Here is a 21,326-nt window from a genome sequence, read left to right as displayed (position 1 = left end):
CGTTCTTTTTAAAGTGCTTGTTTCGCTTAAGACCGCGGATAGTGGCTGACACATTTAGAAATGATAAGTGAGTAATTTGGATGCATTGATGCGTCAAGGCTATCAATCGCCAGTCGCGTCAAAAATCCACACCCTGTTCTATGCTTAAGGCGTGACCAATTCTTACGGATGGGAGGTGGCAATGGCTAACGAACAGAAGCGCCAGGATGAGTCGGAGCGTGAGCAACCCGCGCGTCAGCATGAGCAAGAGAAACCGCAGACCTGGAAGCATCCAGATGACGGGCACGAGCTTTCCGAGCGGGATCAGGAGCGCCCGCTGAAACCCTGACAAGCACCTGGTACTCAGTGCAAGGGTGGGCGCGGGCTTGCTTGCAAAGGCGGTGGGTCAGTCAATACAACCGATGACTGGCACGCCGCCTTCGCCAACCCACCCAGATTGGATGTGTGTTCAGCCCACGATGGGGGTGCACAACTCCACCAGCGTTCCGTCCGGGCAGCGCACATAGGAGACCACTTGCCCCCAAGGCTTGGTGCTCGGTGGCGACAGTTCTTTCGCGCCGTGTGCCAGCGCCTTGGCGTGTGCGATGAACACATCTTCGGTGACGAACCCCACCTCCATGCCCAGTGGCTTCCTGGAGGCATGCGCCTCTATGTGCCCGCCGTCGAAATTCAGTTCGCCCAGTGCATGGGCGGCAAACGAGAGGGTGGTGTCGCCGGTTTCCAGTTCGCCATAGGTGCCCGATTCATGCAGGAAACGGCGACTGAAACCGAAAGCCTTTTCGAAGAATGCCAGTGAGGCAGCCACGTCCGGCACGTAGATGATGGTGTAGGCGAATTTCATGATTCAGCAGTCCTTGCTCAGTGAACCGGCGTATTAAAAGGCCGGCATCGGCTTATGAAACCAACAAAGAAACCGGAAAGCCCAGCGCCAGTACCCAATAGGCCACCACTGCGGCCAGGCACAGGCCGATAAACACGCGCAGCAACGTCCTCGCCGTGGGGTGTGCGAGCAACCTGACAGCCCAGAGGCAGTACCCGGCCACGCCAATGGCCAAGGCGAGAATCACCAGCACGCGCGTGTTCCTGTGACCTTCAAACGCTGATTTATAGCGCCAAAGCCGCCCAATGAACAGTGTGCACATAGACGCAGCCCCCTGGCCTTTCTAAACTGCGGCTTGTCTTGGGGAAAGGGGCAGGCGCCGATGAATCGCAACGAATTACGCAAGGCCGACATCAATCTGATGGTGGTCTTCGAAGCACTGATGCTCGAGCGCAATGTGACGCGGGTGGCGGAGAAGCTGTTTCTCGGCCAGCCCACTATCAGTTCGGCCCTCAACCGTTTGCGTACCCTATTCAATGACCCGTTGTTTATTCGCGTTGGTCACCGCATGGAGCCCACTGCCCGTGCCGAAGAGATCATCCAGCACCTGTCACCGGCCCTCGATTCCCTGTCATCGGCCTTGAGCCTGACCCACGACTTTGACCCAACCCAGAGCACCATGACCTTCCGCATCGGCCTGTCCGATGACGTTGAGTTCGGCCTGCTGCCGCCCTTGCTGCGGGCCCTGCGCCAGGAAGCGCCGCTGGTGGTGTTTGTGGTCCAGCATGTGGATTACTGGCGGATCCCCGACCTGCTGGCTTCAGGCGATATCACTGTCGGCATCACCCAGACACGCGGCCTGCCGGCAAATGCCAAACGAAAACTGCTGCGGCATATTCGTCCCTGCCTGTTACGCGCCGACGCCTCGGACAAACCGCTGACCCTCGACGAATATTGCGCCCGCCCGCATGTGCTGGTGTCCCATACCGCCAACGTGTCCGGGTTTGCCGATGAGTGGCTGGCCGAGATTGGTCGCAAGCGGCATGTGGTGTTGTCCGTGCCGCAGTACAGCGCGCTGCCGGCGTTGCTCGCCGGCACCGACATGATCGCCAGCCTGCCGGACTACACCGCCCAGGCCATGGCGGCCGGCGGCAATCTGTTCTGCGAGCCCTTTCCGTTCGAAACGCCGACCCTGGACTTGTCCATGGTTTGGCTCAGCCATGTCGACACCGACCCGGCGGAACGCTGGATGCGTTCAAGGCTGGAGGCATTTATGAGCGAGCGCGACAGGCTGCCGGTGCTGGCGCCAAAATCTTGAGATAAGCCCTTCAGGGAGAGCCAACGATGACCCTATCCCGTTCCTTGCTGCGCGGACGTGGCAGCCATGACAGCGGCAAGGTGGGTATGGTCGAGCTGTTTTTCGACCTGGTGTTCGTGTTTGCCGTGACCCAACTGTCCCATTCGCTGCTGGCGCATCTGACCCTCGGCGGTGCGGTGCAAGTGGCGTTGATGATGGTCGCGGTCTGGTGGGTGTGGATCTTCACCTCATGGGTCACCAACTGGCTCGACCCGGAGAAAATCCCGATTCGCATCGGCCTGTTCGGCTTGATGGTGGCCGGCCTGCTGTTGTCCTCGTCGATTCCCAAGGCATTTACCGACCGAGGTGTGCTGTTCGCCAGTGCCTACGTCTTTATGCAAGTCGGCCGCACGCTGTTTGCGTTGTGGGCCGTGCGCGGCGAGTCACTGAACATGACCCGCAACTTCCAGCGGATCCTGGCGTGGATGCTCTGTTCCGGGGTGTTCTGGATCACCGGCGCGCTGTTCGAAGGCGAGCAGCGCCTGGCGTTCTGGGCGTTGGCGCTGCTGATTGAGCTGGTCTCGCCGTCCGTGTATTTCTGGGTGCCGGGGCTCGGGCGTTCGACGCTGGCGGACTGGAATGTGGAAGGCAATCACATGGCCGAACGGTGCGGCCTGTTTGTGATTATCGCCCTCGGCGAATCATTGCTGGTGACCGGCGCCACCTTCGCGCAATTGCCCTGGAGCCTGGAAGGCCTGGGCGCATTTCTGGTGGCGGTGGTGGGCAGCATTGCCCTGTGGTGGATCTATTTCGACAGCGGTGCCGAGCGCGCCCATCACCGTATCGCCAGCTCCGCCGACCCGGGTCGCCAGGCACGCATTGCCTACACCTACCTGCACCTATTGATCGTTGCCGGGATCATTGTCAGCGCCGTGGCCGACGAATTGGTGCTGGTGCATCCGGGGCATGCCAGCCAGGCGGGTGTCATGGCGATAATCGCCGGCCCCGGCGTGTTTCTGTTGGGCAGCGCGCTGTTCAAGTGGGTGATGAGTGACCGGCCGTTGCCGCCGTTTTCTCACCTGGGCGGGTTGCTGATGTTGCTGGTGCTATTGCTGCTGGGGTTATCGCAGGTGTTTTCAGCGTTGGCGCTGGGGGCGCTGACCACCGCGGTATTGGTGATCGTAGCGGTTTGGGAAAACCGTTCGCTGCGCAGCCTGGGCGAAGTTTTACAGTGAAAGCGCTCCGATTGCGCTCGGCTGCGTGCTATACGTATGACTCTTTTCCTACAACAATTCGGAGCTTTTCATGCCGCATCTGCACCTGGAATACACCGCCAACCTCACAGGCTTGGCCGTCGAGAAGACGCTGTTGAGGCTCAACAACGTACTGATGGCATCCGGGCAGTTCGGTTCCGAGTTCGATATCAAAAGCCGCGCGGTGAAGGTCGAGAGTTTCCAGGTTGGCACGTCAATCAACCCGCGCGGTTTTATCGCGGTGACGCTGTCGATGCTCAGCGGGCGGTCACCGCAGGTCAAGCAGCAGTTGTCGCAAAGCCTGTTGGCGGCCTTGCAGGACCTGGGTGAATGGCCGGCGAATGTGCAGCTTCAACTCAGTGTTGAAGTGCTGGACATCGATCGCGATTCCTATAGCAAGGTCGCGATCGGCTAAGGGTTACAGCAAGCCCTGGTCCGCACACACCTTCACCACCTGTTCGCGAAACCATGTGTTGGCGCTGTCCTGCTCACTGGTTTCGTTCCACTGCATGTCCAGTGTGAACCCCGGTAAACCGTTGGGCGCTTCGCAATGCCCGAACAGCGTGGCCGGGGCCAGCAGTTTTTGTATGCGGCGCGGCAGGGTAACGATGAAGTCAGTGCCGGTGATCATCTTCAAGGCCGCGCTGTAGCTGTTGGCCCGGGCGATGACCTGGCGCTTGTGGGCCTGGCGTGTAAGCCAGCCGTCAATCATGTTGGTGTCGGATGTCCACGGTGTGGGGAACACGTGGCGCCGCTCGACAAACGCTTGCAGGCTGAACGTCGGCTCGCGCGGTGCCGAGCGTTTATCGAACACGCACACCAGGTCGTCTTCCAGCAGCATCTGGGTCTTGAAGTCTTTATGGGCGCGGTGAAAGTGCGGGCCGAAGCACAGCACCAGGTCGAGGCGGCCTTCGCGCAGGTCATCGGCGGGGATCTCGGTTTCCAGCTTTTGCACGTTGACGATCACCGGCAGGTCGGCGCGGTCGAAGTTCTTCAACAGGCGCGGCAGGATCAACTGTTCGAAGTACTCAGGGGCGCACACATTGAAGGTCACGGCCTGCTGCGTCGGGTTGAAGGCTTGGCCACCGGCATGGCACAGGTTGATGCTTTCCAGGATCTTCTGCACATGCCCGTACATGGTGGTGGCTTTGTACGTAGGGCGCATGCCCGCCCGGGTGTTGATAAACAGCTCATCTTCAAAACTGGTGCGCAGTTTCTTCAGGCTGTAGCTCACGGTGGACTGGCTGACGAACAACGTTTCAGACACCTCGGTAACGCTGCTCTGGTCGTAGACGGCGATAAACACCATCAAGTCCTGCATATCGAGCTTTCTGAGCAAATTACTGTTTAGCATCCATTCCGTCCGGTAAGCCTTGGCACTGAGGCAGCGCGCGACAAAGGCAAAAGCTTAACGGAACGGTCGTACCAATAGAAAGTGCTGTAGGTCGTTTCTATGTTTGGCTTGGGACAAAAAATGTTCGCAACACGACGTCAGCGGATATGTTGCGCGTAATGCTTTGGGTTGAACTGCGTGACGATCAACAGCATCACCACGATCACGGCGGTCAGTGACCACCAGGCCCATTGAAAGCTGCCCAACTGGTCGCGGATCATCCCGGCGATAAGCGGTGACAGGCCGGCAATCAGGTAACCGATGCCTTGCACAAAGGCGGTCAGGCCGCCGGCGCGTCGAGGGTTATCGAGGTGGTCGAGGGACAGGATCAGGCTCATCGGAAACAGGCCGCCAATGCCCAGCCCCAGCAGGCATGGCCACAACAGGCTGAGGTGTTGCGGGCTCAGGATCAGGCCGCAGAACCCTGTGATGATCAGCACCAGCAGCACCGCCACCACCCCGCGTTTGTCCTGGCGGCGGTTGGCGATGGCCGGAGTGAGCAGACCGGACACCACTTCCATCGCGGTCAAGAACCCCAGCAGCAAACCGGCGTTCTGTTCGCTCCAGCCTTGCTCCACGTAGTACGGCGCCAGCCACGCCAGTACGCAGGTGTAGGACGCAGTACCGAGGCCGAAGAAGACCGCCAGCAACCAGGCGCGGCGGTTGCCGAGAAACGACTCCTGTGGGCCGGAACCGCCTTGGGGCAGCGCTGGCATGGCCGAGCGCTGCGCGTACCAGAACACCAACGCCAATACCGCCAGTGCCGCCCAGATCGCCAGGCCGATGCGCCAGCTGCCGGTCTGCGCTTGCACGAATGGCGAGAACGACGCCGCCAGCGCCGCGCCGCCCATGATGGCGGTGACGTACAGGCCCATGAACAGCGAACCGTTATGGCTGAACCGCGACTTGATCAGCGCCGGCATCACCGCCTGGATCATCGCAATGCCCACGCCGGCCGCCATTGCGCTGACGATCAGCGCCAGCGCCGAATCCAGAAACAGCCGTGAGAGCGTGGCAAGACCAATGACTGCCAGCGATATCATCATGCTGCGGTGTTCGCCAAAACGCTTGGCCAGGCCCATGCCAAAGAACATCGCCAGGCCCATGGCCATGACCGGCAGCATGGTCAACAACGCCGCGTTGCTGAACGTTAACGGCACATCAGTGCGAATCGACGACAACAGTGGGCCAATGGCAGCCATCGACGGGCGCAGGTTAAGGGCGACCAGTACAACGCTGATCATCAGCCAGACGGCGGTAGCGGGTTTTGCGTGAACGTTTTCCATGGGCGGGCCTTGAATAGACAAGGGCGAATCAGGCCACGCAGGGGGGAAGGGGGCAAATCAGAAAGTCGTTGGGGCTATCTAAAAATTGCAGGTGACTGATGCACCGCGAATCAAAATGTGGGCTTGCCCGCGAATGCGGTGGATCAGGCAATGAATCTGTGACTGACACACCGCTTTCGCGAGCAAGCCCGCTCCCACAGAGGACGTTCGTCGTTAGTGGGCGCGAATCACATGCTTGATCTCCTGAAACGCCGCCAGCCCCCACGGCCCCAACTCGCGGCCGATGCTGCTCTGCTTGTAACCGCCCCATGCCGTCTGCGGGAAGATTACCTGCGGCGCGTTGATCCATACCAGCCCGGCCTGCAAGGCGTTGGCCACGCGGTCGGCGGTTTCGGCATGGTTGCTCACCACACTGGCCACCAGGCCGAAATCGCTGTCGTTGGCCAACGCGATGGCCTCGTCCACCGAGGCAAAACGGCGTACACACAGCACCGGGCCGAAGATCTCTTCGTTCCACAAGGCACTGTCCAATGGCACATCGGTGAATACCGTCGGGCGAATGAAATAGCCCTTCGCCAGATGCGCCGGGCGATCACCGCCACACAACAACCGCGCGCCATCGTGAATGCCGCGTTGGATGTGCCCCAGCACCCGCTGATACTGCGCACGGTTAATCAACGCGCCCATTTCCACCTCGTCGGCAAACGGCTCCGCCACACGAATACCTTCAGCCCGCGTCTGCAACCGCTGCAGGAATTGATCCGCGAGGCTGTCCGCTACCAGCACGCGGCTGGTGGCGGAACACATCTGCCCGGCGTTGAAAAAGCCGCCGCCACAGGCCAGTTCCACGGCCAGGTCGAGGTCGGCATCGGCCAATACCAGCAATGAAGATTTGCCTCCCAATTCCAGGCTGACGCCCTTGGTGGTTTCAGCGGCGCGTTGCATCACCTGCACGCCCACGGCGTTACTGCCGGTGAAGGAAATCTTCGCGACGCGAGGGTCCGCTGCCAGCGGTGCACCGACGGCCAAGCCGGTGCCGCAGACCAGATTGAACACCCCGGCCGGGAACCCGGCCTCAGCGATAATCCGCGCCAGATGCAGCTCCGCCAGCGGCGTGACTTCCGACGGCTTGAGCACCACGCAGCAGCCGGCAGCCAGCGCCGGGGCGAGTTTCCAGGCGGTGGTGACCATCGGGAAATTCCACGGCACGATCAGCCCCACCACGCCGCACGGTTCTCGGCGCAGGCGCGCGCTGAAATCATCGGCGGGCAGTGCCACCGGACGGTCTTGCCCGGCGTCCAACTGTTCGGCGATGCCGGCGTAGTAGTCGAAGGTGGCGACCACGTCATCCACATCCATGCCCGCTTCAAACAGAGGCTTGCCGTTGTTGCTCGATTGCAACCGCATCAAATGTTCGCGTTGCGCGCTCACGCCCCGGGCGACCTCACGCAGCAGCGCGCCGCGCTCACGGCCGGTGCTTTTCGACCAGTCGATGAACGCCGCACTGGCCGCGCCGACCGCTTGGCTCACGGCGCTTGCATCACCGACGCTGACGCGGGCCAGCGTCGCCTCGGTGGCCGGGTTGATCACCTCCAGTACATCATGGCCCGCACGCCATTCACCGCCGATAAACACCCCGTTCACTACTGGGCTCATACCGCTACCGCCTTCATCCAGAGCGCCTGGTCGATTTCAATCAGCGTTGGCCCCTGGCGATCGGCGGCGGCGCGCAAGGCCGTGCGCAGTTGCTCGATGCCCTGGATGCTTTCGGCCACGCAGCCCAAGGCCGTGGCCACGCCGATGAAGTCCGGGGTGTAGATGTCCACGCCGACCGGCTCGATGGAGCGGTTGAGCATGTATTTCTTGATCTCCTCGTAACCCTGGTTATTCCACAGCAACACGATCACCGGCACGCGCGCTTCCACGGCGCTGGCCAATTCCGGCAGGGTGAATTGCAGGCCGCCGTCGCCGATCAGGCACACCACCGGCTGCCCGTCGCCGCGCCCCAGCCAGGCGCCGATGGCGGCGGGCAGGGCGTACCCCAAGGTGCCGTAGCCGGTGGACGAGTTGAACCAGCGGCGTGGGTGGTCGAGGTTCAGGGTCAGGTTGCCGCTGTACACCGGCTGGGTGGAATCGCCCACCAGCACGGCGTCGGGCAGTGCCTGCAGGACGGTGTCGAGGAACAGGGTTTGCGCGCGCGTGGCGGCGTCCCAGGTGGGCGTTAATTCGGCCCACAAACGAGCGACGCGCTGAGTGCCCCAATCGCTGTGGCGAGCCGGCAGTGGCGTGGTGCTCAGTTCCGCCAGCAAGGCTTCGGCGGCTAGTTGCGCATCGGCTACCAGCGCGACGTGAGGCGGGTAATTGCGCACGGTCTGGTCGGGGTCGATGTCGACCCGCAGCAGTAAACCTGGAAGCTCGAAGCCGCCGGCGAAGGTCACGTCATAGTCGGTTTCCGCCAGCTCCGTGCCGATGGCCAGCACCACATCGGCTTCGGCGACCAGGGCGCGTGTGGCGACCAGCGTTTGGGTCGAGCCGAGCAGCAAGGGGTGTGTGGACGGCAGCATGCCCTTGGCATTGATGGTCAGGGCTACCGGTGCGCCGAGGGTTTCGGCCAGGCGCATCAGGGGTGCGGCGGCATCGATGGCGCCGCCACCGGCGAGGATCAACGGGCGTTTGGCGGCCGCAAGCAACTGGCTCATCTGCTTGACCGCCGGCGGCGCCGCACCGGCGCGCGCGACACTGACCGGTGCACTGGCGAGCAGTGCATCGGCGTTTTCGACCAGCACATCCAGTGGAATCTCGATATGCACCGGGCGCGGTCGACCGGCCTGGAACAGCGCAAACGCGCGGGCCAGGACGCCAGGCAACTCTGCCGCCGACATCAACGTATGGGAAAACGCGGCGACGCCGGCGATCATCGCGCCCTGGTTCGGCAGCTCGTGCAACTTGCCGCGTCCGCCGCCCAATTGGCTGCGCGACTGCACGCTGGAAATCACCAGCATGGGGATCGAGTCGGCGTAGGCCTGGCCCATGGCGGTGGTGATGTTGGTCATGCCCGGCCCGGTGATGATGAAACACACCCCTGGCTTGCCGCTGGTGCGCGCGTACCCGTCGGCCATAAACCCCGCGCCCTGCTCGTGGCGCGGGGTGACGTGACGGATGCGTGAGCGCGCCAGGCCGCGATACAGCTCCACGGTGTGCACGCCGGGGATGCCGAACACCTGGTCCACGCCGTAGCGTTCCAGGAGGTTGACCAATACTTCGCCGCAGGTGGCCATACGTGTCGCTCTTGTGATGGATTCGAGGCGGTATTGGACCGGTTGGCCGGTAGCGGCAACAATCGATAAAAAGTCATACTAGCCATGTCCCTACGTCATGGCTGAACCCGATGAAACGCCTTCCGCCGCTGCCCGCGTTGCACACCTTCTGGGTCACGGCCCAGTGCTGCAACTTCACCCGCGCCGCTGAGCACCTGCACATCACCCAAGGTGCGGTGAGCCGGCAGGTCGCCGGGTTGGAACGCCATTTGGGCTACGCGTTGTTCCAGCGCCAGGCGCGGGGCTTGAGCCTCACCGAAGAAGGCCGCGAGTGGTCGTTGCGCGCGCAGCAGGTGTTCGGCCTGATCGGCGATGCCGTGGAGCAAATCGGCCGTCGCCGCGACACCCTGCAACTCAAGGCCTCGACCTGCGTGATGCGCTGGCTGCTGCCGCGCTTGATGCAGTGGCAAAAGGAACGCCCGGAAGTGCCGGTGGAACTCACCACCACCGTGGCTTACACCGTGGACTTTCGCCGCGAGCAATTCGACGCGGCCGTGATCTATGCGCCCATCGCCGAGCAGTCGAGCGAGGCGCGGCACTTGTTTGATGAGCAACTCACGCCGGTGTGCGCCCCCGTATTACTGGCCGGCCTGCGTGTGCCAGCGGACCTGCAACAACAGGTGTTGCTGCACCCCACACGGGATGAGCGGGACTGGGCGTTATGGTTGAAGGCGGCCAATACGCGCTTGAGCAACCTGGCCCAGGGGCATCATTTCGAGACATTGGATTTGGCAATGACCGTGGCCTCCCAAGGGTCTGGGGTGGCGATTGGCGACAGTGCGTTGATTGGCGAGGATGTGAAGGCCGGGCGCTTGGCGACGCCGTTTGAACTGCGCGTGCCGACGGGGATGGGCTATTACCTGGTGTATCCGCCGGGGACTGAGCCGTCGCCTGGGTTGGAGGCACTGATGGATTGGTTGGTGAGCCAGGCACAACAGTCTTGGCACTGAACATCCAAAGGTGAGAGCGGGCTTGCTCGTGAAAGCGATGTGTCAGTCAACGATGCTCTAACTGAACCAACGCCTTCGCGAGCAAGCCCGCTCCCATCGTGTTGACCGCGCTCGGTCAGTAGCCGACCGTGAAACGCTGGCGCGAGTGCTTCGGTGTTTCCACTTCGTCGATCAGCGCGATGGCGTAGTCGGCAAAGCTGATCCAGCTACGGCCGTCGCTACTCACCAGCAAATCATCCTGACCGAGGCGGAATTTCCCGGTGCGCTCGGTTTCTACGAACTCTGCCGACGGCGACAGAAAGCTCCAATCCAGTGCCTTTTCCTCGCGCAGCGCTGCAAGAAACTCAGCCCCTGCGCTGGCTTCGGCCTTGTACTCTGCCGGGAAGCCCGGGCTGTCGATCACACGGCTGCCGCCTGGCAACAGCAGCGAACCGGCACCGCCCACCACCAGCAGGCGTTTCACACCGGCTTGCTTCACCGGGCCGATCACGGCACTGGCCGGCAGGGTGGCGAAGTGCGCTGCACTGATCACCACGTCGTTGCCGCTGATGGCCTGTTGCAAGGCTTGGGCATCCAGGGCATCGACTTGTTTAACGGTGACACCCGGACGGGCGGCCAGTTTGTCGGTATTACGGGCGAGGGCGGTGACGGTGTGCCCACGGCGCAACGCTTCTTCCAGCAGTTGGCTGCCGGCACGGCCGGTGGCACCAATGATTGCAATCTTGCTCATGAGGTTCTCCAGTTCGTTAAAGGGTTAAAACCATTCACCACTTCATTTCGCCCTTGGCGACTTTGGCACTCAGTTCCAGTGAGCTTTCGTCGGCGAGGGTGGGGTAACGCTTTTTCATGGCCGCGATCAGGGAAGCGGAGTCCTTGGCCTTGGCGGTCTCAATGTCGAACGCCTTGATGTAGTCGGCGGTAAAAGCCACGGACTTCAGCGATGGTTTACCCAGGTAATGGCCTGGAATCACCGTGTTCGGTTTCAGCTGTTCAATACGTTGCAGCGTAGCCAGCCAGTCTTTGTGAGACTGTGCGCTCTGGGTGTCGGCCATCCACAGGTGAATGTTCTCGGCGACCACGACACCGCCAACCACGGCCTTGATCGAAGGAATCCATACAAAGCTGCGATCCGGCTGTGGGCCGTCCAGCCCGATGACTTCCAGCTGCTGGCCTTCCAGGCTCAGGCTATGGCCTTCAAGCACCTGCGGCACGATGGTTTTAGCCGGTTTGTCGGCCCCCATTTTCGGCCCCCAGAATTCCAGCTTGCCGGCCACGGTCGCCTTGATATGGTCGACCACTGGTTGCGGTGCCAGTACCTTGGCGTCGGGGAAGGCGGTGGTCAGGGTGTCGAGGCCGAAGTAGTAGTCCGGGTCGCCATGGCTGATGTAGATGGTGGTCAGGTGCTTGCCGCTGGTGCGGATCTTTTGCACAAGCTGCTCGGCCTGGCCTTTGCCGAATTGCGCGTCCACCAGAATCGCGTCTTTCGCGCCGCTGACCAGCACAGAGCTGACGGGGAAGATGGCTGCTTCACCTGGGTTATACACGTCGAGTTTCAGCTCTGCCGCCGAAGCGTGGGCGGCGAAGGCCAGCGCGGCAGTTGTCAGGGTCAGGCGCTTGAGAGTGGCTAGCATCGGGGGGCAGCTCCAGTAATCGTTAAGTGATGCACAGAGCTTAGTTGCACTAAACGCAACAAAAAATGCGATGCTGGAACATAGTTTGTTTCTAAAAGCGTGCAAATCATGGATCGTCTCCAAGCAATGCGGGTGTTTGTGACCGTGGTGGACCTGGGCAGCCAATCGGCCGCTGCCGATCATCTGGACCTGTCGCGCCCGGTGGTCTCACGTTACTTGGCCGAGCTGGAAGATTGGGTCGGTGCGCGCCTGCTGCACCGCACCACGCGCAAACTCAGCCTGACCGCCGCCGGTGGTGAAACTCTGCCGCGCTGCCGACAGTTGCTGGAACTGTGCTGCGACATGCAAGCCGCAGTCAGCGAGCCTGATGACGCGCCCCGTGGCCTGTTGCGGTTGAGCGTCAGCACCTCGTTCGGCCAGGCGCAGTTGGCCGACGCGATTGCCGAGTACGTCAAGCGCTACCCCCTGGTGACGGTCGACTTGCAGATGCTCGACCGCACGGTGAACCTCGTGGACGAGCGCATCGACCTGGCCATCCGAACCAGCAATGACCTGGACCCTAACCTCATCGCACGGCGGCTGACCGTCTGTCGTTCAGTGGTCTGTGCGACGCCTGCGTATCTGCTGGAGCACCCGGCCCCGCAGAAAGTCGAAGACCTTGCCCGGCACAACTGCCTGACTCACTCTTACTTCGGCAAAAGCCTGTGGCATTTCGAAGAAAACGGCGAGCACGTCTCGGTGCCGATAAACGGCAATATCACGTCCAACGAGGCCAGTACCTTGTTGCGCGTGACCCTGGCCGGGGCAGGGGTTTCGATGCTTCCCAGTTACCAGGCGGGCGACTACATTCGCCGTGGCGAACTGGTACGCCTGTTGCCCGAGGCCGAGCCTCGGCAGATGAACATCTACGCGGTGTACGCCTCGCGCAAACACATGCCTTCGGCGCTGCGCAGCCTGTTGGATTTTTTGGTGCTCAGGTTCCCGGAAGAACCGATCTGGGATGTCGGGCTCTGATCCGACATAAACATCTCGAATAGCGTCCAATAATGGCAACTCGCCCTGACTGACCTATGCTTTAAACAGCACCGAGTCGATTCATTCAGAGGTGTGTCATGACTCTAAAAATCAGAAAGTACCTGATGATTTTCATCCTGTGCGTGCTGGCCACTGCGCTGTACGGCACCGCCGCTTACCGGGTTGAACAGACCCGTATGCAGCCGACCTTTGCGATCAGCTGCCATCAGGACCTGTGCGTGCCGCGCACCGGCAGTTTCAGCGCGCTCCGGTAGGCTACTCAGCCTTCAATTGCTCGCGAAATGCCTTGGGTGAAAAGCCGACCCGGCGGCGGAACAACCGTGAGAAGTTGGTCGGGTCGGAGAACCCCAACACCTCTGACATCTCATTGATCGTCATGCTGGTGTAGGTCAGCAGGCGCTTGGCTTCCAATAGCTGGCGGTCATGCATGATCTGCAACGCCGGCTGCCCGCCCAACTCCCGACACGTGCCGTTCAGGTGCGAGACCGAGATGCCCAGCTTGTGGGCCAGGTCCTCGATCTTCGGGTGTTCGCGGTAGTGTTGTTCGACCAATTGGGTAAAGCGCCGGAAATATTCACGCCCACGCGGTGCTCGCGGGTGGTGGCGCTGGATAGCCTGGCGGCTGATCCATACCAGCAGCACGCTGACCAGTGCGTGCATCATCATGTCGCGCGCCGGCTGCTCATCCGCGTATTCGCCCTGCAAGCGGGTGAACAGGCTGTTGAGGTAGTCGCTGTCGTTGCCGGCCGGGTAATTGCCCAACACCTGCAAACCCTCCACCGTTGCACCCAGTTGTGCCTGCAAGTGGCTGACCAGCGGCGCCGCGAGGGTTACCACGTAACCTTCCACATCCTCGGAAAACCGAAACCCATGCACACACAGGGGCGGCAGCACCTGCAAGGTCGATTCGCTCAGCGTGGTGCGCTGGCCCTCGATTTCCAACTGTGCCTGGCCTTTGTGTACGTACAACAATTGGCACAGATCCGCGTGCCGGTGGGGCTGGATTTCCCACTGGTAATCCCGACTCCGTCGGGAGATGGTTTCGCAGTGCAACAAATCGGGCGTCGGCCATTGCTGGCTTTCCCCGTACAGCTTGAAGACCGGAATCGCGGTTTTGGTCATGGTTTCAATCCGATACTCAGGATAGTGGTGCGGTAATCGCCCCAATTGGTAAAAAGCGCAGGCTTTGTCGCAGTTTTCACCTTCTTATGCTGCCCGCTCAAGTGAAAAATGTCAGCCATAACACCAATGACAACTCTTTCACTTGATCCGTTCGGGTGAAGCTTGCGAGCCATAAAAATAATGAAAACGCTAAAAACCCAAGTCGCCATTATTGGCGCCGGTCCCTCCGGATTACTGCTCGGCCAGTTACTGCACAACGCGGGTATCCAGACCCTGATTCTAGAGCGCCAGAGCGCCGACTACGTGCAAGGCCGCATCCGTGCCGGGGTGCTGGAGCAAGGCATGGTCGACCTGCTGCGCGAAGCGGGCGTCAGCCGACGCATGGACGCCGAGGGCCTTGTGCATGACGGTTTCGAACTGGCACTCAATGGCGAACTCACCCACATCGACCTCAAGGCGCTCACCGGCGGCCAGTCGGTGATGATCTACGGCCAGACCGAAGTCACCCGTGACTTGATGGCCGCCCGCGAAGCGGCGGGTGGCATCACTCTATACGAAACGCAGAACGTGCAGCCTCATGGTCACAAAACTGATCGACCCTGGCTGACCTTCGAGCACCAGGGTGAAGCTTTTCGCCTGGAGTGCGACTACATCGCGGGCTGTGATGGTTTTCACGGTGTGGCGCGGCAGTCGATTCCGGCGCAGTCGTTGAAGGTCTTCGAGCGCGTCTATCCCTTCGGTTGGCTGGGCGTCCTCGCCGACACACCGCCGGTGCATGACGAACTGGTGTACGCCAAACATGCGCGTGGCTTTGCCCTGTGCAGCATGCGCTCGCCGACCCGCAGCCGCTATTACCTGCAAGTGCCGGTTGAAGAAGCGCTGGATGAATGGTCGGATCAGCGCTTCTGGGATGAGCTGAAAACCCGTTTGCCCAGTGCACTGGCGGCCCAACTGGTCACCGGGCCATCCATCGAGAAGAGCATCGCGCCGCTGCGCAGCTTTGTGGTCGAGCCGATGCAATACGGGCGCCTGTTCCTGCTGGGGGACGCCGCGCATATCGTGCCGCCCACCGGGGCCAAGGGCTTGAACCTGGCGGCCAGCGACGTGAGTACGCTGTTTCGGATCTTGCTCAAGGTCTATCGCGAGGGGCGGGTGGACCTGCTGGAACAGTACTCAGCGATCTGCTTGCGCCGCGTATGGAAAGCCGAACGGTTTTCCTGGTGGATGACGTCGATGTTGCACCAGTTTCCGGAGGCCGACGGGTTCAGCCAGCGCATTGCCGAGAGCGAGCTTGCGTATTTCATCAGCTCCGAGGCGGGCCGCAAAACCATCGCAGAAAATTACGTCGGGCTTCCTTACGAAGCTATCGAGTAGCCTGCTATCGTATCGAGCATTCCCGCTGGCAGCCTTTTCCAGCGGGCCCTGCTCGAAGGTTATGCCGTGACCAATCTCAATCAGCCTGCTCAACCCGTGCCCGCCGTGCGCAGCGTGCTTGTCGCCTTGATGATGGCGATCTTTCTCGGCGCCCTCGACCAGACCATTGTGGCCGTGTCCATGCCGGCCATCTCCGCGCAGTTTCATGACGTCAACCTGCTGGCCTGGGTGATCTCCGGTTACATGGTGGCGATGACGGTGGCAGTGCCGATCTACGGCAAACTGGGGGATTTGTACGGGCGTCGCCCGATGATGCTGATCGGCATGGGCGTGTTCACCCTGGCGTCATTGTTCTGCGGCATGGCGCAGAGCATGGAGCAACTGGTGCTGGCGCGAATTCTCCAGGGGGTTGGCGCCGGCGGCATGATTTCGGTCAGCCAGGCGATCATCGGCGACATCATTCCACCCCGTGAGCGCGGCCGTTATCAAGGCTACTTCAGCAGCATGTACGCGGTGGCCAGTGTGGCCGGGCCGGTGCTGGGCGGGTATATGACCGAGTACCTGTCGTGGCGCTGGGTGTTTTTGATCAACCTGCCGCTGGGGGCGGGTGCCTGGTACGTGGCCCATCGCACCCTGGTGGGGCTGCCGGTGCCGCAGCGTAAGCCGGTTATTGATTACCTGGGCACCGTGCTGATGATCATTGGCCTGACGGCCTTGTTGCTGGGCATCACTGAAATCGGCCAGGGCCATCATTGGCGTGACCAGCAAGTGCTGGGCCTGCTGGTGTGCGCACTGGTGGCGCTCAGCGTGTTTGTCTGGCACGAACGCCGTGCGCGCGAGCCGTTGTTGCCGATGCACTTGTTCGCCAACCGCAGCGCGGTGCTGTGCTGGTGCACGATTTTCTTCACCAGCTTCCAGGCGATTTCCCTGACAGTGTTGATGCCTTTGCGTTATCAGACGGTGACCGGCTCCGGTGCCGACAGTGCCGCGTTGCACCTGTTGCCGTTGGCCATGGGGTTGCCGATGGGCGCTTATTTCGCCGGGCGGATGACCTCGGTGACCGGGCGCTATAAACCGATGATCCTCACCGGGGCGCTGTTGAGTCCTTTAGCGATTCTCGGCATGGCCTACAGTGCGCCGCAGGCCGTTGGGCTGACGGCGGTGTTTATGCTGTTGTGCGGGATTGCTGCCGGTATGCAGTTTCCGACGTCGTTGGTCGGGACGCAGAATTCGGTGGAGCAGCGCGATATCGGCGTCGCCACCAGTACCACCAACCTGTTCCGCTCGTTGGGCGGGGCAGTGGGCGTGGCCTGCATGTCGGCGCTGTTGCTGGCGTTGTTGCAGGATTCGAGTTTTGCGCATTTGGCCAGCGGTGCGTGGGTGGCCGAAGGCAGTTCCGGGAATGTGCTGCTCGACGGCCTGAACGCCGCCCCAGGCCCAGCGCAAGATGCGCTGCGCGGTGAATTGGCAGTGACGTTCCGGCATTTGTTGATGGTGAGTGCGGCGGTGTCGCTGTTGGGGTTGGCGGCAGCGCTTGCTATGCCGAACCGGCTGCTGCGCGGCCGCGAAGACAACGCCAGGTAACGGATACAACGGCAGTGGGCGCTGGCTCGCCGGCACCCACGGTCAATCGCCTTCCAATGCCGATCAGGGGCTGTAATACCCGACCGCCACCATGAAATGCCCGACCTTGCGCAGGTAAGCGTGCTTGTTCTCGACCTTGTCGGTCACCGGGTTTTTCCAGCGGTACGTGTACTCACCCTGGTCCTGCTCAGCCATTATCTTGAGGATCGGCTCACCCACCGGCTTGCCGTCGGGGTCCTTGATCTTGCCGAAGTCAGTATTGACCAGCCGCAGGTTAGTGCCATGCGCCACGTAGCGCCCGGTATTCAGGTCGACCACAAACACATACAAGTCATCCTGCAGGAACCCACCCTGCAATGAGTTGATCGCCTTGAGCGTCGCGGCTTCATCCTTGACCAGCGCCTTTACCGTCTTGTCGCGCAACGCCCGTGCCTGTTCCGGTGTGGCCCGGGGCAGGTAGTAACCCACCGCCAGGATGCGTGCGCCCACACGTTGATAGAACACGTGTTTTTTCTCAACCTTGCCATCGTTCCAGTTCTGCCAGCGGTAGTCGGCCTGTTGGATGCCCTGACCCTCGGGGACCGCCAATGCCTGTTTGAACGAGGCTTGCAGGTCCGGCCCGAGTTGCTCGGACACATCACGGCCGATCAGGACGGAGGACGGCCCACCGCTGGCCAGCAGTACACCCTGGGTATCGACCACGAACACATAGCGGTCATGGTCGACAAACTCGCCCTGACGGCTGAACGCGGCGAACGCCTTGTCACCGTTGCTCTGGTAATAAGCCAAGGCCTTTTCCAGCAGGGCCTTGGCTGCCCGGGCGTCCTCAGCCTGAGTCGCCGCGTGCACCTGGCTGAAACACAACAGCAGCAGCCAGGTGATTCGCAAGAGTCCCTTCATTCCCCATCCCTCATTATTGTTGGTGTGACAACAGCGTAGACGGCTTCGACTCAGGGCGCCGCCAGCCACTGATTGACGATGCCGTCGTACACCCCGGTGGCCACGCTCAAATGCAGCCACTGGTCGACATAGCTTTTCCACGCCACATCATCGCGGGGCAGCAGGAAGGCTTTTTCGCTGTACTGCATTTGCCGTTCGGGGTTGACCGCGCACAGCCCGGGCTTGAGCTTCTGCTGGAAGCGCGCCTCGCTGGCGTCGGTGATCATCACGTCGGCCTTGCCGGCCAGCAGCTCGTCGAAGATCGTCACGTTATCGTGCAGGCGGATTTGCGCCTGGCCCAGATGCGCACGGGCAAACACTTCATTGGTGCCGCCTGCCGGTTCAATCACACGCACCTGCGGCTGGTTGATCTGCTCGACGGTCTGGTAACGCTGCACATCGGCGCAGCGCACCAGCGGGATCTTGCCGTCGACGCCGAGGGCTTGGCTGAAGAACGCTTTCTTCTGGCGCTCAAGGGACACCGAAATGCCGCCCACGGCGATGTCGCAGCGCTGTGCCAGGAAGTCCGGCATCAGGGTTTTCCAGGTGGTGGGCACCCACTGGATGTTGGCGTTGAGGCTCTTGGCCAGGGATTCGGCCATGGCAATGTCGATGCCTTCATAACGGCCGTCGGCGCGCAGTGAAGTGTAGGGCTTGTAGTCACCGGTGGTGCACACCGTGAGTGTGCCGCGCTGCAGCACGTCGTCGAGGCGCGAGGTAGGGGTGTCGGCCAGGGCCGCGGTGGCGACACTCGCGAGTGCGCACAGGGCTAGAAAAGCTTTCATGCGGTCGGGTCCTTGGGGGGCATGATCGGGGCTGTCATTATTTCCAGCTGGGCGACAAGGTAGCAAGGGCCACGGAATGTTTAGCCAGCCTGCAACCAAACTCCATCAACCCTGAATTTAACCGCCTATCCAGGCGTGTGACGCTGCCGGGCCTCTAGCTCACAGTGATTGACGCATGGACGATGGCCCCGACACTCACCCCGCGACACTGCCTGGCGCCTTTGCGCCGAGTCGTCCGGCCGATGTCGAGGCGTTACCTTCCGAACTGGCTTTCTGGGCCCTGTTCCACTGCCGACACGCACGCCCTCCGGATACTTTTCCCCTACGTTGATTTGCCCCACGGATGACGCGCACCTGTGCGCATCTGCCCGGCAGCGCCTGTGCGCCTGCCTGACGCAAACGTATGAGAATTCCCATGAGTGTTTTTGCGAGCCTGCACGAAGCCCGATCTTTCCTTGAGCAGAACCCGGACATCGAGATGTTCGAGCTGTTTATCCTCGACAACAACGGCGTACCACGCGGCAAGTTGCTGCACCGCGATGAACTGCTGGCGGTGTATGCAAGTGGTCGGCCGTTACCCAGCACCATCCTCGGCCTGACGATGAATGGCGATGACGTGGAAAACTCCGGGCTGGTGTGGGACGTTGGCGATATTGACTGCCGCGCCTACCCGGTCAGCGGCAGTTTGCAGCGCATGCCGTGGCGCCTGATCCCGACGGCGGCGGTGCAAGTCAGCATGCACCCTACCGAAGGCCTGCCCGCTACCGTGGCCGACCCCCGGCATGTGCTGGCCAGGGTGATCGACGGCCTGAAAGCCGACGGTTACTACCCGGTGATGGCCGCGGAGCTGGAGTTTTACCTGCTCGACCAGAAGCCCGACAGCAACGGCCGCCCGCAACCGGCACGGGATGTTGACGGCAATCGCCCACGCTCGACCCAAGTGTATGGCTTGCGCGAGCTGGAGCAGATCGAGCCGTTCCTTGCCGACCTGTATAGCGCCTGCAAACTGCAAGGTATACCGGCGCGTACGGCGATTTCCGAATACGCCCCGGGCCAGGTGGAAATCACCCTGGAACACCGTAACGATGCGCTGCAAGCGATGGACGAAGCCGTGCGTTACAAACGCTTGGTCAAGGGCGTCGCCCATCAGCACGGGATGACGGCCTGCTTCATGGCCAAACCGTTCGATGACCTGGCGGGCACGGGCATGCACATGCACGTCAGCCTGGCCGATGCCGACGGCAATAACCTGTTCGCCAGTGAGGCGGCCGATGGCACTGTGTTGTTGCGGCAGGCCGTGGGCGGCATGCTCAGTACCTTGCTCGATTCGCTGCTGATGTTCTGCCCCAACGCCAACTCCTACCGCCGCTTCCAGACCAATAGCTATGCGCCACTGGCCGCCACGTGGGGCGTGGACAACCGCACGGTGAGCCTGCGTGTACCCGGCGGCCCGGCGAATTCGCGGCATATCGAACACCGTATCTGCGGCGCCGACGCCAACCCTTACCTGGCGGCTGCCGCGATCCTTGCCGGTATCCACCGTGGCATCCGTGAGCAACGCGATCCTGGCGCTCCCGTGCAAGGTAACGGCTACGCCCAGGCCAATGAGCCGCTGCCTACCGACTGGCTCACGACGCTGCGTGCACTGGAAGGGTCAAGCTGGGCAAGGGAGGCGTTCGGCAGCGAGTTCCTCGGTGTGTACCTGGCAGTAAAACGCGCCGAATACCGCCAGTTCATGGGCGAAGTGGGCGAGCAGGATTGGCGTTGGTACCTGCATCAGGCGTGATGGCTTAAGACCTCGGCGGTTTCGACCTTTTTTTCACGTTGTGCTGGTTAAGCTACGAATCAAGGTCGTTCACTACCGTTCCACACACATGAGCCTGTGATGTCGTCACCCTCTCCTTCCTCTATCGAGATTGAATTCGCCGAGCGCTGCGACCGCGAGCACGCCAGGGTTTGCGGCGACACGCGGCCGCCCGCACTGCTCAAGCGTCTGGCCGCATGGCGCGATGAGCGGCTGGTGCGCCAGGCGTTGAAAGTCGCCGGCGAACCGGGGCTGATCCTCGATCTGGCCTGCGGCTCGGGACGGTTCTGGCCGGTGTTGGCCGAACACATCAACCGGGTAATCCTGGCCTCGGACAACTCCCAGGACATGCTCGACCATGCGCGCACGCATCACCCGGCGGCCTTGCTCAAGCGTGTCAAAACGTTCCAGGGCTCAGCGTTTTCCATCGGTCTGTCGGCAAATGCGGTGGACTGCATTTTCTGCCTGGAGTTGTTTCGGCATGTGCCCAGCAGTGACATGCGATTGGCGTTGCTGCGTGAGTTTCACCGCGTCAGCCGTGACACGGTGATTGTCTCAGTGAACGCACGTACGCCGGTGGAGGAAGAGTTCCGACTGGCGGGCTTCAAAGTCCTCAATCATCAGGAATTCCTGCCCGGCTCCAAGCTGTGGCGCGTTTACGTTCTGCGTAAGAGAGGCTAACGCTCTCCTGCCGGACTATTCTTCGCCTCTTGTAGGAGTTTTCATCTTGGCGTGT

Annotated in this window: 22 protein-coding genes; 11 read left to right on the top strand and 11 right to left on the bottom strand. The window is 61.6% G+C overall.

What is annotated here, in order from left to right; genetic code table 11:
* Positions 1-181: 181 nt before the first annotated feature.
* The gene (locus JFT85_RS08575) at positions 182-328 is read left to right on the top strand and encodes a hypothetical protein (protein WP_167422749.1); all 147 of its coding nucleotides are present in this window, start codon (positions 182-184) and stop codon (positions 326-328) included.
* A 120-nt stretch (positions 329-448) separates the two neighbouring features.
* On the opposite strand, the gene JFT85_RS08570 is transcribed toward JFT85_RS08575, so the two are convergent.
* Both JFT85_RS08570 and JFT85_RS08565 read right to left on the bottom strand, forming a co-directional pair.
* Positions 449-841 (bottom strand): VOC family protein, encoded by a 393-nt coding sequence (locus JFT85_RS08570; protein WP_053254981.1) that lies wholly within the window; start codon positions 839-841, stop codon positions 449-451.
* Between the two features lie 52 nt (positions 842-893).
* Positions 894-1,073, bottom strand: a complete 180-nt coding sequence (locus JFT85_RS08565; protein ID WP_053254982.1) for a hypothetical protein — start codon at positions 1,071-1,073, stop codon at positions 894-896.
* Between the two features lie 129 nt (positions 1,074-1,202).
* Here JFT85_RS08565 and JFT85_RS08560 point away from each other — a divergent pair, with 129 nt between their 5' ends.
* The 3 genes from JFT85_RS08560 (at position 1,203) to JFT85_RS08550 (ending at position 3,785) form a co-directional block, all read left to right on the top strand.
* Positions 1,203-2,138 carry a LysR substrate-binding domain-containing protein gene (locus JFT85_RS08560; RefSeq protein WP_053254983.1) on the top strand — a complete coding sequence of 312 codons (936 nt, stop codon included), beginning with the start codon at positions 1,203-1,205 and terminating at the stop codon, positions 2,136-2,138.
* Positions 2,139-2,164: 26 nt separating this feature from the next.
* Positions 2,165-3,352: a low temperature requirement protein A gene (locus JFT85_RS08555; RefSeq protein ID WP_201229679.1), complete on the top strand. Its 1,188-nt coding sequence runs from the start codon at positions 2,165-2,167 to the stop codon at positions 3,350-3,352.
* A gap of 70 nt (positions 3,353-3,422) precedes the next feature.
* On the top strand, positions 3,423-3,785 hold the full coding sequence (locus tag JFT85_RS08550) for a 5-carboxymethyl-2-hydroxymuconate Delta-isomerase (RefSeq protein ID WP_053254985.1): 363 nt from the start codon (positions 3,423-3,425) through the stop codon (positions 3,783-3,785).
* A gap of 3 nt (positions 3,786-3,788) precedes the next feature.
* On the opposite strand, the gene JFT85_RS08545 is transcribed toward JFT85_RS08550, so the two are convergent.
* From JFT85_RS08545 to JFT85_RS08530, 4 genes are all read right to left on the bottom strand, one after another.
* A complete protein-coding gene (locus JFT85_RS08545; RefSeq protein ID WP_053254986.1) occupies positions 3,789-4,724 on the bottom strand; it encodes a LysR family transcriptional regulator in 936 nt (311 codons plus the stop codon).
* Between the two features lie 137 nt (positions 4,725-4,861).
* Complete coding sequence (locus JFT85_RS08540; protein ID WP_201229678.1) at positions 4,862-6,049, bottom strand: cyanate transporter; 1,188 nt, start codon at positions 6,047-6,049, stop codon at positions 4,862-4,864.
* A gap of 213 nt (positions 6,050-6,262) precedes the next feature.
* A complete protein-coding gene (locus JFT85_RS08535; RefSeq protein ID WP_053254988.1) occupies positions 6,263-7,705 on the bottom strand; it encodes an aldehyde dehydrogenase family protein in 1,443 nt (480 codons plus the stop codon).
* Positions 7,702-9,327 carry a 5-guanidino-2-oxopentanoate decarboxylase gene (locus JFT85_RS08530; RefSeq protein ID WP_201229671.1) on the bottom strand — a complete coding sequence of 542 codons (1,626 nt, stop codon included), beginning with the start codon at positions 9,325-9,327 and terminating at the stop codon, positions 7,702-7,704. Before JFT85_RS08530 ends, JFT85_RS08535 begins: the two co-directional genes overlap by 4 nt.
* A 110-nt stretch (positions 9,328-9,437) precedes the next feature.
* On the opposite strand from JFT85_RS08530, the gene JFT85_RS08525 reads away from it, so the two are divergent.
* Entirely contained in the window at positions 9,438-10,316 is an 879-nt protein-coding gene (locus JFT85_RS08525; RefSeq protein ID WP_201229670.1) for a LysR substrate-binding domain-containing protein, read from the top strand.
* Positions 10,317-10,431: 115 nt separating this feature from the next.
* Here JFT85_RS08525 and JFT85_RS08520 read toward each other — a convergent pair whose 3' ends face one another.
* Positions 10,432-11,046: an NAD(P)-dependent oxidoreductase gene (locus JFT85_RS08520; RefSeq protein ID WP_069552951.1), complete on the bottom strand. Its 615-nt coding sequence runs from the start codon at positions 11,044-11,046 to the stop codon at positions 10,432-10,434.
* A 34-nt stretch (positions 11,047-11,080) separates the two neighbouring features.
* The gene (locus JFT85_RS08515) at positions 11,081-11,947 is read right to left on the bottom strand and encodes an MBL fold metallo-hydrolase (protein ID WP_201229657.1); all 867 of its coding nucleotides are present in this window, start codon (positions 11,945-11,947) and stop codon (positions 11,081-11,083) included.
* A 108-nt stretch (positions 11,948-12,055) separates the two neighbouring features.
* Between JFT85_RS08515 and JFT85_RS08510 the strand changes: the two genes are divergently transcribed.
* A complete protein-coding gene (locus JFT85_RS08510; protein WP_201229656.1) occupies positions 12,056-12,961 on the top strand; it encodes a LysR family transcriptional regulator in 906 nt (301 codons plus the stop codon).
* A gap of 98 nt (positions 12,962-13,059) precedes the next feature.
* Positions 13,060-13,236, top strand: coding sequence for a hypothetical protein (locus JFT85_RS08505; RefSeq protein ID WP_169875775.1), 177 nt, complete (start codon positions 13,060-13,062; stop codon positions 13,234-13,236).
* 1 nt (position 13,237) lies between these two features.
* Here JFT85_RS08505 and JFT85_RS08500 read toward each other — a convergent pair whose 3' ends face one another.
* Entirely contained in the window at positions 13,238-14,104 is an 867-nt protein-coding gene (locus tag JFT85_RS08500) for a helix-turn-helix domain-containing protein (protein ID WP_053254994.1), read from the bottom strand.
* Positions 14,105-14,284: 180 nt separating this feature from the next.
* On the opposite strand from JFT85_RS08500, the gene pobA reads away from it, so the two are divergent.
* Positions 14,285-15,478, top strand: a complete 1,194-nt coding sequence (pobA, locus tag JFT85_RS08495) for a 4-hydroxybenzoate 3-monooxygenase (RefSeq protein WP_053254995.1) — start codon at positions 14,285-14,287, stop codon at positions 15,476-15,478.
* A 66-nt stretch (positions 15,479-15,544) separates the two neighbouring features.
* Positions 15,545-17,062, top strand: a complete 1,518-nt coding sequence (locus JFT85_RS08490; protein WP_069552954.1) for an MDR family MFS transporter — start codon at positions 15,545-15,547, stop codon at positions 17,060-17,062.
* 63 nt (positions 17,063-17,125) lie between these two features.
* On the opposite strand, the gene JFT85_RS08485 is transcribed toward JFT85_RS08490, so the two are convergent.
* Complete coding sequence (locus JFT85_RS08485) at positions 17,126-17,962, bottom strand: cache domain-containing protein (protein WP_069552955.1); 837 nt, start codon at positions 17,960-17,962, stop codon at positions 17,126-17,128.
* A 50-nt stretch (positions 17,963-18,012) separates the two neighbouring features.
* A complete protein-coding gene (locus JFT85_RS08480) occupies positions 18,013-18,786 on the bottom strand; it encodes a transporter substrate-binding domain-containing protein (RefSeq protein ID WP_069552956.1) in 774 nt (257 codons plus the stop codon).
* A 415-nt stretch (positions 18,787-19,201) separates the two neighbouring features.
* Here JFT85_RS08480 and JFT85_RS08475 point away from each other — a divergent pair, with 415 nt between their 5' ends.
* Both JFT85_RS08475 and JFT85_RS08470 read left to right on the top strand, forming a co-directional pair.
* Positions 19,202-20,572, top strand: coding sequence for a glutamine synthetase family protein (locus JFT85_RS08475; protein WP_053254999.1), 1,371 nt, complete (start codon positions 19,202-19,204; stop codon positions 20,570-20,572).
* 99 nt (positions 20,573-20,671) lie between these two features.
* Positions 20,672-21,271 (top strand): class I SAM-dependent methyltransferase, encoded by a 600-nt coding sequence (locus JFT85_RS08470; protein WP_053255000.1) that lies wholly within the window; start codon positions 20,672-20,674, stop codon positions 21,269-21,271.
* Positions 21,272-21,326 lie beyond the last annotated feature (55 nt).

The organism is Pseudomonas sp. TH04 (assembly GCF_016651355.1).
Classification (GTDB): domain Bacteria; phylum Pseudomonadota; class Gammaproteobacteria; order Pseudomonadales; family Pseudomonadaceae; genus Aquipseudomonas; species Aquipseudomonas fluorescens.
Note: the sequence above shows the minus strand (reverse complement) of the source record. Positions and strands in the feature narration are given on the sequence as shown.